Raw genomic sequence first — 13,324 nt, 5'->3', positions numbered from 1 at the left:
TACTTCCTGTCAGTTCGTAAATTGAAAATTTCAAAGAATTTTCAGGGTTGTTTTACTGTTCAGTTATCAATGTTCATTTATCAATACCGGCTTAAAAGTCGTTGTTGATTTGTTTTATTTCGTTACCGCTGTGGGCTGTTTTTGTTGCCCTCGCTCGCGGCGACTTGATTATAATAGCACCCGGTCTGGTATTTGTCAACACCATTTTTCAACTTTTTTTGATTTTTTTCTTTTTTTATTTCCTCTTATTGTAAAAAAAACGGCGGGAAGCCGCATAAACAGTGTGTTTTCACTATTTTTATTTTCCGGACTTTCCGCCATTTTTTCTTAATTTTATCTGTTCTTTGTATTCTGAATACATTTCCGGAGCAAATCTACCGGTATCATGGTCATTGCAAGCAGAACAACCACAATCCAGCCTTTCATGCTAAACGGTACACAGCTAAACATACTGCCAATCCAGTCAAATACCACAAATGGTACTCTTTTTGCATTGACGATGCATGCCTGAACCGCAATAATGATAAAGAAAACCTTTAAGAAATCCGGATTTTCCTTTAATCGTTTAAATATTCCAAAACCGTCATCACGGACATTAAATCCATTAAATAACGCACTAAGTATAAACAATACAAAATATCCTGTTAAATGCTGCTGCTGTGCCAACACATTATACTGTCCGTCTACTGCAAATAACTGCTTAAAAAACGGCAGTTTTAAATATAAGAAACTGATAACAACCAGCCACACTCCCATTACTCCGATTTGTATCATCATCTGTGGGCTGACAATACTTTCATCGCGGCGGCGCGGTTTTTCCTTTAAATATTTTTCAAGCGCCGGTTCATTTCCGAGCATCATCGCCCCCAGTCCGTCCATAACAAGGTTGACAAACAAAAGATGTGTCACCTTTAACGGCTCTTCTACTCCAAAAAATGGAGCAACGGCACTGATAATCACCGCCGCCATATTAATCACAAGCTGAAAACGGCAGAACTTTAAAATATTGTGATAAATTGTTCTTCCATACCAGATGGCATCCTTAATAGATTTGAAATTGTCATCTAATATTACAATTTTTCCGGCTTCTTTGGCAGCTTCTGTACCACTTCCCATGGCAAAGCCGACATCTGCCCGCTTTAACGCCGGAGAGTCATTGACACCGTCCCCCGTCATGCCGACAACAAGATTCATTTCCTGACACAGCCGCACCATTCTGGATTTATCTGTTGGCAGTGCACGGGCAATTACGCGGATATGCGGTATCATACGCTTCACTTCTTCGTCAGACATTTTATTTAACTGGGCAGATGAAATTGCCTTATCTTCCGGATTTTGTAAAAGTCCCGCATCTTTTGCAATGGCGACTGCCGTTTCCAGTCTGTCGCCTGTAATCATGACAACCTGTATACCGGCTTCCTGTACTTCCCGGATAGCCTCTTTTGCCTCACTTCTTACATCATCGCGGATTCCCACCAGGCCAATCAGAACAACATCATCCTGAATTTCATTTTCTTTGAGTTCACGCCCGGAATACCCAAATGCCAGTACACGCATTGCTTTTGCTGCCAATTCATCGATTTTTGCATTTAATGCGGCATGATCTAACGGACAAACCGTGCCTTCTGCATCCAGATACTTTTCTGCCTTTGCAAGCAGACGCTCCGGTGCACCCTTATAAAAAGTCTTGCCGAAGCTTTCCACTCTTGCCTGGCTGAATTTATTTTTGGAATTAAAGCCCTGAAATGCCGTTACCTGACAATCCTTATCTTCCTGAAATGCGCGGAATGTATTTTCACCGATAAATTTCATCAGCGCCTGATCGGTCGCATTACCGCCGATAACCTGATGACGGCTGTCAAACATTGCCTGTGTATTTTTGCCGATTGCAAGGTCTACGTAGCCTTTTACCTTACTGTGACGGCTCAATTCATCTATTGGAATGGTTTTTCCGTCCGCCGTGAAAAATTCCACGACTTCAAGACTTCCCTTTGTAATTGTCCCTGTCTTATCACTAAACAGAATATTTAAAGACCCTGCTGTTTCAATCCCTTCAGCTTTTCTTACCAATACATTATGGTCTAACATTTTACTGGTATTCTGCATCAGTACCAGTGAAATCATCAATGGCAGACCTTCCGGCACGGCACATACAATAATAACAACTGCCAGCGAAACGGCTTCTACAATTTTTGTAAACACCGCTTCAAATCCCATTGCAAAAAATGCAGACGCCCCGCCTGCAAGAATTATAAAATGTACCAGATAAAGCACTGCAATGACAACTGCGCCAATATAACCGAAGCGCGAAATCTGATTTGCCAGCTTTCCAAGCTTGACCTTTAACGGAGAATCCGGTTCATCCTCCTGCATTTCCTCTGCCATTTTCCCCATCATTGTCTTTAAGCCGACTTTGCGGACATCCAACACTCCTTCGCCATCAAATACGACCGCACCGCGAAACAGTGAATGTTCATCGACAAATGTATCGCCTGTAATGTCCTCCGGAAATGCAGTGCTGCCATCTGCTGCCTCTTTTTTACATTCCTCCGCTTCTCCGTTTAATGCAGAATTATCTACACGCAGACTGCCGGACAGCAACACCCCGTCTGCAGGAATCTTATCCCCGGACTGCAAAAGAATCTTGTCACCCACAACCACGTCTTCGACATCAAATACTGTAATGACACCATTTCTGTAGACCTTACACTGATCCTTTTTTGTACTGCCTTTTAATTCCCTGTACTTTGTATCACTTGCCACACTGGTCTTTGCCGAAACAAATGCTACAATTAATACTGCCACAATCGTTCCCGCAGGCTCATAAATATCTGCATATCCAAGTACCCACATAACAATCATCAATCCTGCGATAATCAGCAGAATCCGAATCATCGGGTCGCCAAAAGTCTCTTTAAACGCTTCCCAAAATGTCGTTGGTTGTGAATCCGGTATTGCATTTGACCCATACTGCTGTCTGGAATGTTCAACTTCCCGATCTGTCAGTCCACTGAATTTCATAAATAATGTTCCTCCTGATTTTGTATGCCTGTTAATAACTTCTTATTTATAGTAAGATACTAGATTTCGTTTTAAACTTCAACCCATTATTCCATTTTTTATTTGTTTTAATGTATTTTTAATTTTTTAAATTCACACACTTTTTACTTATGTGTGCTTTATGTAAAAGTGATGTAAATTTCTATTTATTCAACATTTTTCAGTCTATTTTAACAAAAAGTCCCTTTTTCTCATTGCATTGTCTAACAATATGGCATATAATCATCTTTAGTAAAGACATTTATAAAACTATACTAGCTTAGCTATAGGGAGGCCGCTTATTATGGAACATTCATCGCCTGATATGACTGTTGAACAAATTTGTACAGTCATTGATTTATTAAACCCCTGCATTGATGATCATTTATATGTATATGATTTTACAAATGACTATTATTATATTTCCCCTCACGCAGCGGAACGTTTTCCGATTCCGGGAACTGCTTTTCACAATGTCATTGAAAATCACCGGCATTTTGTCTATGCCCCTGACCTTGCGGCATTACAGACCGATTTGAATGATTTGATTGCAGGCAGAAAAGATTTTCACAATATGCAGTACCGCTGGATTGATAAAAAAGGGCAGCCTGTATGGATTAACTGCCGTGGATATATTGTACATGAAAAGAATGTTCCGCACTATATGATTGGCTGTATTAATGAAATCGGAGGCAGACAAAAAGCCGATGATGTCAGCGGTCTTTTAGGCGAATCCAGTCTCCGCTCTTATCTGGAGGATTATTATGCAGCCTTTCCATCCGGATATCTGCTGCGGCTCGGTCTTGATGATTTTAAGGAAATTAATGAAAAATTCGGTACAGAATACGGCGATATGGTCTTAAAAAAGACCGCACAGTGTATTTCTTCCTGTATCAAACCCGGTCAGATGCTCTACCGGATTGTCGCAGATGAATTTGTCATTGTGGATTTTATGGGTGGCACTGTCGATGAAGCCTGCGCTTTGTATGTACGGATCCGCCAGCAGCTCCAGCAGTTTGTGGAAGATAACCACTATGAAGTTGTATTTACAATTTCCGGCGGCATTTTAAATTGTGCAGATGTCTGGGAAAAGTCTTATTCCAATATTATGAAGATTTCAGAATTTGCCTTAAATGAAGCAAAACGCAACGGCAAAAACCGTTACAAAATTTTCACTTCAAAGGATTATGAAAATTTTCTGCGTAAAAAACAGATTACAAAAATTCTGCGCCAGTCTATTTTAAATCACTTTGAAGGTTTTGAAGCTTACTTTCAGCCACTGTTTCACGCTGAAGACAACACTTTGTACGGTGCTGAAACCTTAATGCGTTTCCACTGTGCAGAACTTGGCATGATTTCCCCTGCCGAATTTATTCCGATTCTGGAAGAAACCGGGCTGATTATTCCGGCAGGACGATGGATTATGCGTCAGGCACTTGCCTGCGGTAAAAAAATCCAGCGGGTAATTCCAAATTTTCAGATCAGCATTAATGTTTCTTATATTCAAATTATGAAAAGTGACATTATCAGTGAAATTGCTGCTGCCATTGAAGAATTTGAAGTCAACCCGGCTAATGTCGTAATTGAATTAACAGAAAGCGGACTGCTGGAATCCGACCCGCGCTTTACAAGCCTGTGGGGTTCTTTAAAATCCGAAGGCATCCGTCTTGCATTAGATGATTTTGGTACCGGTTATTCTAATTTTCACTATCTGTATGAATTAAAACCGGACATTATTAAAATTGACCGTTCCTTTACTGCAAAGGCACTGTCAAATGAATATGATTACAACCTCTTGTCTTTAATGAGCGACATGGTACATCATCTGGATTTGAAACTTTGTGTAGAGGGCATTGAAACAGAAGAAGAACGTATCCGCCTCCAACAGGTCGGTCCCGACTACAGTCAGGGCTTCTTCTTCGGACGTCCTTGTCCTTACAAACAGTTTCACGATGACTTTGTTGCAAAATGCAGTGCCTGAAACTGCATTTCTTAAAAGCAAAAGGATGTTATATAAGTTTTAACAGAAAGAGAGGACTTTATTATGGCAAACAGATTTATTCTCAACGAAACTTCTTATCATGGTGCAGGTGCAATCAAAAGCATTGCAGATGAAGCAAAAGGACGTTCTTTTAAAAAAGCTTTTGTATGCTCTGACCCGGATTTGGTAAAATTCGGTGTTACAAAAAAGGTATTGGACGTATTAGACGGCGCCGGACTTCCTTATGAATTGTACTCTAACATTAAACCGAATCCAACGATTGAAAATGTACAGACCGGTGTAGAAGCATTCAAAGCTTCCGGCGCTGATTATATCGTAGCAATCGGCGGCGGTTCTTCTATGGATACAGCTAAAGCCATCGGTATTATCATTAAAAACCCTGAATTTGCTGATGTACGCAGCTTAGAGGGCGTTGCTGATACAAAAAATAAGGCTGTTCCTATTTTTGCAGTTCCTACGACTGCCGGTACTGCTGCCGAAGTTACGATTAACTATGTTATTACTGATGCAGAAAAGAACCGTAAAATGGTGTGCGTAGACCCACATGACATTCCGGTTGTTGCCTTTATTGATCCGGATATGATGTCTTCTATGCCAAAGGGCTTAACTGCCGCAACCGGTATGGATGCCCTCACACATGCCATTGAAGGTTATATTACTGCCGGTGCATGGGAATTATCCGATATGTTCCACTTAAAGGCTATCGAAATCATTTCCCGCTCTCTGCGCGGTGCCGTTGATAACACACCGGAAGGCAGGGAAGGCATGGCACTCGGTCAGTATGTCGCAGGCATGGGCTTCTCAAACGTCGGTCTTGGTATTGTACATTCCATGGCACACCCACTCGGTGCATTATATGATACACCGCACGGTATCGCAAATGCAATTATTCTTCCGACTGTTATGGAATATAACGCAGAAGCAACCGGTGATAAGTATAAATATATCGCACAGGCTATGGGTGTAGAAGGAACTGAATCCATGACTCAGGAAGAATACCGCAAAGCTGCTGTTGATGCTGTTAAGAAGCTCGCAAAGGATGTTGGTATCCCTGAAAACTTAAAAGATATTGTAAAGAAAGAGGATATTCCTTTCCTTGCACAGTCTGCTTATGATGATGCATGCCGTCCGGGCAACCCAAAGGAAACCAGTGTTGCTGATATTACAGAACTGTATGAATCCTTAATTTAAAAGCACATATTAAAAAAGTGGCGCACTACAGCTTCTTACTGTGGTACGCCACTTTTTTAGTTCCCGGATATTATATCTTGATTATTATGTCTTTTATGCCTGGGGAAGACTGTTTTTCAGACACAGTCTTCCCCAGCCTGTCTGTGTATCAGGCACTGCTGCTCCCGCCAGCGGTTCTGCCCCTTTAATCAGATATGCCTTTAATTTTTCACCATAAAGAAATGCATCATTGCCACGCACAATGCCCCATTCCATTAAAAGTGCCGCACTGCCTGTTACAAAAGGTGTGGCATAGGACGTTCCACTCACACGTGCCATGCCGGATACCGACGGTACAAGCACATTAACACCGGGTGCTGCAAGCTCCGGCTTTACCATCAGGCTTCCACCGATTTCCACGATATAACCCCGCCCCGAAAACGGAGCCGCACTGCCCGTTCCCGCATCATACGCCCCCACTGTCACTGCTTTTGCCGCCGCAGACGGAATGGTAAATGTCGATGCACTGTCAGGGCTTGTAAATCCCGTCCCAAAGTTTAGCGCGCCCTGTGCCGGCAGCCACATATCATATCGTCCGTTCCGGATAGAACGCGGAATCAGCCTGAGTTTCCACAATCCGGATTGTATATATACTGTCTGTGGAATCATATCAATATAAATTTCCTGACGAATCCTAAACGGCGAAGGTTCTCCAAAATATGTAAGCAGTTCCATATCTTTATAACGGATCCGGCTGACACGGCTGTTCTCCTGAATCCGCCCCAGATTTCTGCCGGACGGCGCAATGATTTCCACGGCAATATCGTCCCAGTAATCTTTCCATATCTGGATACTAAGTCCCGTTTCATAACTGCTGACAGCAAGCTCAACCGTTTCTTCCATATCTTCTGTCAGCGTTCCGCCTGTATGGACTGCTCCCAGCCCCTCATTGCCGCTCCCGATGCAGATAGAACATTTCCAGCTGTCTGCAATATCATTAATAAAATTTTCTAACAGAGAACTACCGGTATGGTCCCCGTAATTGTTGCCAAAACTGATGTTGACCGCAAGCGGTTTCCCGTAATCTATCGCTTTCCTGACTACATAATCCAGTGCTTCCATTAACTGTGTCGTACGTGGAAATCCGTTCTTAGCCGCAAGTCCCAGTTTTACTACCAGAATGTCCGCCTGAGCTGCCACACCGCTGCTGCCGCAGGCAATCGCAGCAACCTGTGTACCGTGTCCTAATACATCCGCTCCGGGAATACCTGCTGTATCTTTTGTTTCATTTTGCAAAGCTTCATCAATCTGGCTTCTGTCATACTCGGTTCCGGTTGTCTGGTCCCATATATTTAAAATGCGTGTACTGCCGTCCGCATTGCGGAATTCCATGCTTTCTGCGCGGATACCGGTATCAATCACGGCAACAATCGTTCCTTTTCCGAAAAGTCCAAACGGATTATTCATCCCCTGCTGTACTGCATTGATACAGGATGCAGCTTTGCCTGCCTGTAATTCAAAATACAGCTGTTTGGGTTTTTCGACATACTCTATGACCGTTTCCTGCGAAACTGCATCTACCAGCGTTTCCGGCACAATAAGCACTGCATATTGGTTTAACAGTTCCCGTATCCGAATCTGCGGATAGCGTATTCTCAGCCCGTCTAAGCTGCCCGTATAGCGCACAATCAGCTCCCATGTATTTTGCTCCGGGTCATATCCGATGCCGAGTTCTTCTGACTTTTCCCGTTCCTCCTTCGTCGCCTGCAGGCTGATATTTAACAGGTTTTCAAGTTTCTGGTCTGCCATTTTGCTCCTAAAAAAGCTGCTATGCACCTATGCACAGCAGCTTTCTTGCTTTTCTTTTATTATATGCTTTTTGTCACAGACTGTTCTGGCAATTTTATTGTTTCAATCTATGATTTTCTTGTAAATTCAATCCGGCATTTCGGACACTTAATCAGAATTTTGCCTTTGCCGCGCGGCACTCTGATTTTCTGGGAACAGCTTGGGCATTTAAAAATGCGGTGGGTCTTGCTGTCCTTTATACGCATCTTCCACTGATTGAACCGTTTTAACACATCGTATTTCACCTTTAAATACGCCTGATTTTCACTGTAACGTTTTGAAATATTTCTTGAAAATGCACGGTAGTAGGAATATACAATTCCTCCCACAGCCAGGATATACAGCAGCATACTATGTGTAAATAAAGTAAGAATCAATAAAGCAAAGCTGATATAATTTACCATCTTAGACAGCTGGTCCATGCCGTAACGGCCAATCATAAACCGTGCCATCCGTTCTTTCCATCTTTCCATTGCAGTACACGCGCCGGTAAACAGCGCCCTTTCTTTATCATTTCACTATATCTACTGTATCATACTTATCCACAAAATCAATTAATAAAGTATAAATTATTGTGTAGATTATCTTTCAGTCATATAAACATTTCCGTCAAGGTCTTTCCAGTAAAATTGATCTTCTAAAATAACATAGCTGTGTGCGCTTCCTTCTTTTGGAATAGACACAGAACCCGGATTAATATAGGTGTAATCACCGCGCTTTTCGCACTTTGGAATGTGTGTATGACCGCATACCAGATAATCTCCTTCTTTTAACGCCGGAATATTTTTCTCGTCCAGCTTGTGTCCGTGTGCCAGTACCAGTGTTTTTCCATTCACATCGACAAATGCCTGTTCACATAATACATTAAAATCGAGTACCATCTGATCAACTTCCGTATCACAGTTACCACGGACACAAAGGATTTCATTGCGCAGCGGATTAAGCATTGCAATCACTTCCTTTGGTGCATATTCCTTTGGCAGGTCATTTCTCGGACCATGATATAAAATATCTCCTAAAAGAATCAGGCGTTCTGCTTTTTCTTCCTTATAACGCTCAAGCAGCTGTCTGCAATAATATGCTGAGCCGTGAATATCCGATGCAATCATAATTTTTTTCATAATAATCCTCATTTCTGAGCGACTTTGTCGTGAAGTTGCGATGAGAAATTCGCGCAGGCGATTTCTCATCTGCAATCATGGCTATTTGTTTTCGCTCAGAAACAAATAGCCGTGTGAAAAATAAGCGCATCAGCGTTATTTTTCACACTAATCTCTTTTCCGCTTTTGACTATTCTATTTTTTCTTTAATAACCCTTACAAAATACAGGACATAGTAGGTGAGGATAATATTTACCGGCAGCTGAATGATATTTTTCATAAAGCGTGTCGTCAGATAAAATGCAAATCCTTTTCCGTACATCACATGAACCCAGTATGTTCCCAAAAGGACATTGACAAGCAGTGTGTCAATTACCAGCACCAGTACGACACGGATAAAAAAGGCAATGTCAAATACTTTCCCTTTTCTTGGGAACTTCTTGTATAAAAATGCGCCATAAATCAGTCCCGCAAGTGCTGCATTGATTGTCCAGCCCCAGAAATACGGTCCTGTCGGTTTAATGACAAACTGCACAATGTCACCCACACCGCCGCAGATAAAGCCCACAACCGGTCCGAACATTGCACCCGTTACGACATTTGCCAGAAACGAAACGGAAATACGCAGGGACGGTGTCACCTGAAACGATACAAAGTACGCTAAAACCGTATGCAGTGCAATCAGCAGTGCGGCTGTTACCAGTGACCTGACGTTTTTGAATTCCTGTGAAGAATCCTTGAAGTTTTGTAAAAATGTTGTCATAAAAAATACCTCCTTTGCAGTAGCCTTCGCTCTACATAAAGAGGTACACGATATATATATGTATATTTATGTAGCAGCGGGATGCGGATTGTGCACCGCAAGATCTTTCTTTTCGTCCGGATGACAACTCCCTGTTCATCCGGCACTTAACGCGCACAGTCCTACTCTGCTTCTTATGTTTTATTTTTATTGCTCTCGCAATAACACGTATTATATACACATATTTTACTGTTGTAAAGCCCTAAATTCATTTTTTTACAGAATACCACGGCAAAGCTGCCATCATGCCGACTATAACTTTGCAACCCGCTGTACTGCCGGAAGCCGGTAACGCGTGGCAAAACTGATAAACTGTCCCAGTGAATTTTCCATTTTATACATATCCAGAATCTTCTTCATAAACGCAACCGTGCGCTTTTTATACTTCATATTCTCAATGACGTAGACTGCCGCCGCATCCTGATAACCGGTTGCAAACTGTCTGGCATACCGTGCAAATTTGTGTTTGTTTAAGCCTTCGATTTCATCAAAATGTTCTAAAATCTCCAGTGCTTCCACCACTCTTGTATTCTCATAGTTTAATACAATCGTTGTTCTTTTCACATGAATATTGCCGATATTTGCCGTCTGCTTTGTCATTTTATTGGAATAGAGTTCGACAACATCACTTTTTTCTTCCGTGATTCCATACTTGTGATACAAATGATACCCGATGTACATTCCATTGTCGTTATTCTCTCCGAAGTAGTAATTTAACACGGCTTCCTGTGCTTCCTTTGGCGAGCCGGCTTTGACATACATGCCCTTTGCGGCACGCAGTAAAATCCCGTCTGTCACCAGCCGCTCCATTGCCTTAAAGAATGCCGCCTGCGACATCTTATAAAACTGCTTCTCATACAGTCCGTTGAGGTTTAAAACTGTCCCCGGCTCTATCGTATCTAAATATGCAATGATTTTATCCCTGTACTTCATCGGTTATTCAACTTCTTCAATATCCAGCTTGTCGTCTGCTTCGCCATCTTCTGATGGCTGTAACGCTTCTTTCTCTGCTGCAGCTTCCTGTTTGTCTTCATCTACAAAAATATCTTCATCAGTATCTTCAAAATCATCGTCATCATCCATATAGAAGTTCACAGGAATAATCTCGATACTGCTGCCAACCGCCTTACCGATGACATATACCGTATGGATTCCTTCCTCGTCGACGTTATCCACAAGATTTTTCACACTGCTGACGCTCTTTTCAATATCACATGCCACATTCACACCTTCCGGCAGAATAATTGTGAGTGTACTTGCCGTACTGTTAAAGTTAATATAAACGTCTTTTTCAAAAACTGCCAGACCTAAATCAAGCACTGCCTTTGCACCGACGGTCTTAATTTCACAGCCTGAAAATTCTTCATCTTCTACTTCTACAACTTTCTTTTCAAAAATAGCATTGTACTTTTTAACTTCTGCATCTACGCTTTCATTTTCCTCTTTTGTAAAAGCTTCCTTTACGGTCTTGTACTTATCGTAAGCAACTTTTCCGGCAACTGCTGCCGCACCGATTCCCACTAATGTCTTTGCAAATTTTTTTGCCATAATCATACCTCATTTCTGCCGTTTTCCGGCGGTTTTCCATGATGAATATCCGGTTTTTCTACTCTTTAGTATATAACATTTTCCGGTGAAAAATCAACGGGAATACGCACATCCGCAATAATTCTGACGGTACAGACCATACTCTTTTGACAGCTCAATGGAGCGCTTATAGCCCTCTTTCTTTTTAAAGTCCGACAGCAGATACGGCACGCCGTATTCTTCTCCGAGCCGCAGTCCGATTTCATTGAGTTTCACACTGTTTTTTAACGGACTGATAGTAAGCGTGGTTGTAAAATAGTCATATCCTTTTTCTGCCGCCAGCTGCGCCGTCTTTTTTAGGCGCAGCTCATAGCACAAAAAGCACCGCTCGCCGCCCTCCTTACACTGTTCGTATCCTTTCACCGTATCAAAAAAGACCCTTGGCTCATAATCACCTTCGACAAAATCAACCGGATACTTTGCCGGAAATTCTTTGATAAAACGCTGCTGTTCGAGAACACGCTTGCGATATTCTTCTTCCGCAGAGATATTCGGATTGTAATAAAACACCGTAATCTGAAAATATCGTGAAAGATATTCAATCACATAACTGCTGCACGGTGCACAACAGCTGTGCAGTAAAAGATGTTTTACGTCCTGTTGCTGTAATTCCTGTAACTTTTTTTCCAGTTCTTTCTGAAAATTTCTGTTTTCAAATGGGACTGCCATTTCTTACTCCGTTCTTTTCCCCTCTGCCCTATGCATTTACGATTTCTTTTAATGCGGCATACAGTGCCTGCATCTGCGCATCGGTTCCGATGGAAATTCTTAAATAATTGTCAATCCGCGGCTTGTTAAAATAGCGCACATAAATATTTCTTTTCTTTAATTCTTCAAAAATCGTCTTTGCCGGTACGCGCTGATGTGTCGCAAAAATAAAGTTTGCCGTAGAATCGGGGAAAGTAAAACCAAGTGCCATAAGCTGCTTTTTCGCTTCTTCTCTTGTATTTTTAATTTTTTCCACACATTCTTTAAAATAAGCATCATCTTCCACTGCCGCCACGCCGTATGCCAATGTCGGTGCATTCATTGTATAAGAATTAAATGAAAACTTCACATTGTTTAATGCCTTGATTAAATCCTTATTACCAAATGCATAGCCGATTCGCATACCTGCCATGGAGCGGGATTTTGAAAATGTCTGTACAACCAGCAGGTTGTCGTATTTATGAACCAGTTCTCTTGCAGACCTGCCGTCAAAATCAATATACGCTTCATCCACAATGACAACTACATCCTGATTGTGACGGATAATTTCTTCGACTTTTTCCAAATCCATATGCAGGGCTGTCGGTGCATTCGGATTCGGGAAAATCACACCGCCGTTTTCCTTAAAATAATCCTCCGGCACAATCTCAAACTTGTCGTTTAACGCCGGTGTTTCATACGGAATCCGGTATAAATCCGCCCATACACTGTAAAATGAATACGAAATATCCGGGAATAATACCGGCTTTTCGGAGTTAAAAAAGGTCAGGAAGCACATGGCAAGCACATCATCCGAACCGACACCGGTAAACACCTCATTATCATCCATGCCGTAATACTGTGCAATTGAATGAACCAGTGCAGAACACTCCGGGTCCGGGTATAATCTTAACTTATCCATATCAAATGCTTTTGCTGCCTCATATGCCTTTGGTGCAGGCGGATACGGATTCTCATTCGTATTTAACTTAATGACATTATCCACCTTTGGCTGTTCGCCCGGTACATATGGTTCTACTCTCCTAATGTTCTTTTCCCATGCTCTCATCACTGATACTTTCCTCCAAT

General features: G+C 42.0%; 11 protein-coding genes and 1 riboswitch. Of the genes, 2 read left to right on the top strand and 9 right to left on the bottom strand.

Translation table 11 applies throughout. The features are described from left to right. Positions 1–333 precede the first annotated feature (333 nt). Positions 334–3,021 carry a calcium-translocating P-type ATPase, PMCA-type gene (locus WMO37_RS07990; protein WP_349154757.1) on the bottom strand — a complete coding sequence of 896 codons (2,688 nt, stop codon included), beginning with the start codon at positions 3,019–3,021 and terminating at the stop codon, positions 334–336. Positions 3,022–3,343: 322 nt separating this feature from the next. Between WMO37_RS07990 and WMO37_RS07985 the strand changes: the two genes are divergently transcribed. Both WMO37_RS07985 and fucO read left to right on the top strand, forming a co-directional pair. After that, entirely contained in the window at positions 3,344–5,020 is a 1,677-nt protein-coding gene (locus WMO37_RS07985; protein WP_022431709.1) for a bifunctional diguanylate cyclase/phosphodiesterase, read from the top strand. Between the two features lie 63 nt (positions 5,021–5,083). Next, complete coding sequence (fucO, locus tag WMO37_RS07980; protein WP_022431708.1) at positions 5,084–6,232, top strand: lactaldehyde reductase; 1,149 nt, start codon at positions 5,084–5,086, stop codon at positions 6,230–6,232. A gap of 93 nt (positions 6,233–6,325) precedes the next feature. Here the strand turns inward: fucO and WMO37_RS07975 are convergent, their stop codons facing one another. The 8 genes from WMO37_RS07975 to hisC all read right to left on the bottom strand — a co-directional run bounded on the left by WMO37_RS07975 (position 6,326) and on the right by hisC (position 13,304). Continuing rightward, positions 6,326–8,020 (bottom strand): S8 family peptidase, encoded by a 1,695-nt coding sequence (locus WMO37_RS07975; protein WP_349154756.1) that lies wholly within the window; start codon positions 8,018–8,020, stop codon positions 6,326–6,328. 107 nt (positions 8,021–8,127) lie between these two features. Continuing rightward, complete coding sequence (locus WMO37_RS07970; protein ID WP_349154755.1) at positions 8,128–8,532, bottom strand: hypothetical protein; 405 nt, start codon at positions 8,530–8,532, stop codon at positions 8,128–8,130. 108 nt (positions 8,533–8,640) lie between these two features. Further along, complete coding sequence (yfcE, locus tag WMO37_RS07965) at positions 8,641–9,180, bottom strand: phosphodiesterase (protein WP_022431705.1); 540 nt, start codon at positions 9,178–9,180, stop codon at positions 8,641–8,643. A gap of 169 nt (positions 9,181–9,349) precedes the next feature. Beyond that, positions 9,350–9,922, bottom strand: coding sequence for a folate family ECF transporter S component (locus WMO37_RS07960; RefSeq protein WP_022431704.1), 573 nt, complete (start codon positions 9,920–9,922; stop codon positions 9,350–9,352). Between the two features lie 72 nt (positions 9,923–9,994). Next, positions 9,995–10,093: riboswitch (THF riboswitch) on the bottom strand. Between the two features lie 120 nt (positions 10,094–10,213). Continuing rightward, positions 10,214–10,894: a hypothetical protein gene (locus WMO37_RS07955; RefSeq protein ID WP_022431703.1), complete on the bottom strand. Its 681-nt coding sequence runs from the start codon at positions 10,892–10,894 to the stop codon at positions 10,214–10,216. Between the two features lie 3 nt (positions 10,895–10,897). Continuing rightward, positions 10,898–11,509: a hypothetical protein gene (locus WMO37_RS07950; protein ID WP_349154754.1), complete on the bottom strand. Its 612-nt coding sequence runs from the start codon at positions 11,507–11,509 to the stop codon at positions 10,898–10,900. A 93-nt stretch (positions 11,510–11,602) separates the two neighbouring features. Next, complete coding sequence (locus WMO37_RS07945; RefSeq protein ID WP_349154753.1) at positions 11,603–12,217, bottom strand: epoxyqueuosine reductase QueH; 615 nt, start codon at positions 12,215–12,217, stop codon at positions 11,603–11,605. A 28-nt stretch (positions 12,218–12,245) separates the two neighbouring features. Continuing rightward, positions 12,246–13,304, bottom strand: a complete 1,059-nt coding sequence (hisC, locus tag WMO37_RS07940; protein ID WP_349154761.1) for a histidinol-phosphate transaminase — start codon at positions 13,302–13,304, stop codon at positions 12,246–12,248. Positions 13,305–13,324: the final 20 nt, after the last annotated feature.

The sequence above is a fragment of the Lachnospira intestinalis genome, from assembly GCF_040095895.1.
Classification (GTDB): Bacteria; Bacillota; Clostridia; order Lachnospirales; family Lachnospiraceae; genus Lachnospira; species Lachnospira intestinalis.
The sequence above is the reverse complement of the archived record's forward strand: the minus strand, read 5'-3'. Positions and strand labels throughout refer to the sequence as shown.

What these genes read in the sequence shown, in the direction of transcription:
- WMO37_RS07945 (WP_349154753.1), bottom strand. Translation starts at nt 12,217, where the DNA reads ATGGCAGTCCCATTTGAAAACAGAAATTTTCAGAAAGAACTGGAAAAA.
- yfcE (WP_022431705.1), bottom strand. Translation starts at nt 9,180, where the DNA reads ATGAAAAAAATTATGATTGCATCGGATATTCACGGCTCAGCATATTAT.
- WMO37_RS07960 (WP_022431704.1), bottom strand. Translation starts at nt 9,922, where the DNA reads ATGACAACATTTTTACAAAACTTCAAGGATTCTTCACAGGAATTCAAA.
- WMO37_RS07950 (WP_349154754.1), bottom strand. Translation starts at nt 11,509, where the DNA reads ATGGCAAAAAAATTTGCAAAGACATTAGTGGGAATCGGTGCGGCAGCA.
- WMO37_RS07990 (WP_349154757.1), bottom strand. Translation starts at nt 3,021, where the DNA reads ATGAAATTCAGTGGACTGACAGATCGGGAAGTTGAACATTCCAGACAG.
- fucO (WP_022431708.1), top strand. Translation starts at nt 5,084, where the DNA reads ATGGCAAACAGATTTATTCTCAACGAAACTTCTTATCATGGTGCAGGT.
- WMO37_RS07985 (WP_022431709.1), top strand. Translation starts at nt 3,344, where the DNA reads ATGGAACATTCATCGCCTGATATGACTGTTGAACAAATTTGTACAGTC.
- hisC (WP_349154761.1), bottom strand. Translation starts at nt 13,304, where the DNA reads ATGAGAGCATGGGAAAAGAACATTAGGAGAGTAGAACCATATGTACCG.
- WMO37_RS07955 (WP_022431703.1), bottom strand. Translation starts at nt 10,894, where the DNA reads ATGAAGTACAGGGATAAAATCATTGCATATTTAGATACGATAGAGCCG.
- WMO37_RS07970 (WP_349154755.1), bottom strand. Translation starts at nt 8,532, where the DNA reads ATGGAAAGATGGAAAGAACGGATGGCACGGTTTATGATTGGCCGTTAC.
- WMO37_RS07975 (WP_349154756.1), bottom strand. Translation starts at nt 8,020, where the DNA reads ATGGCAGACCAGAAACTTGAAAACCTGTTAAATATCAGCCTGCAGGCG.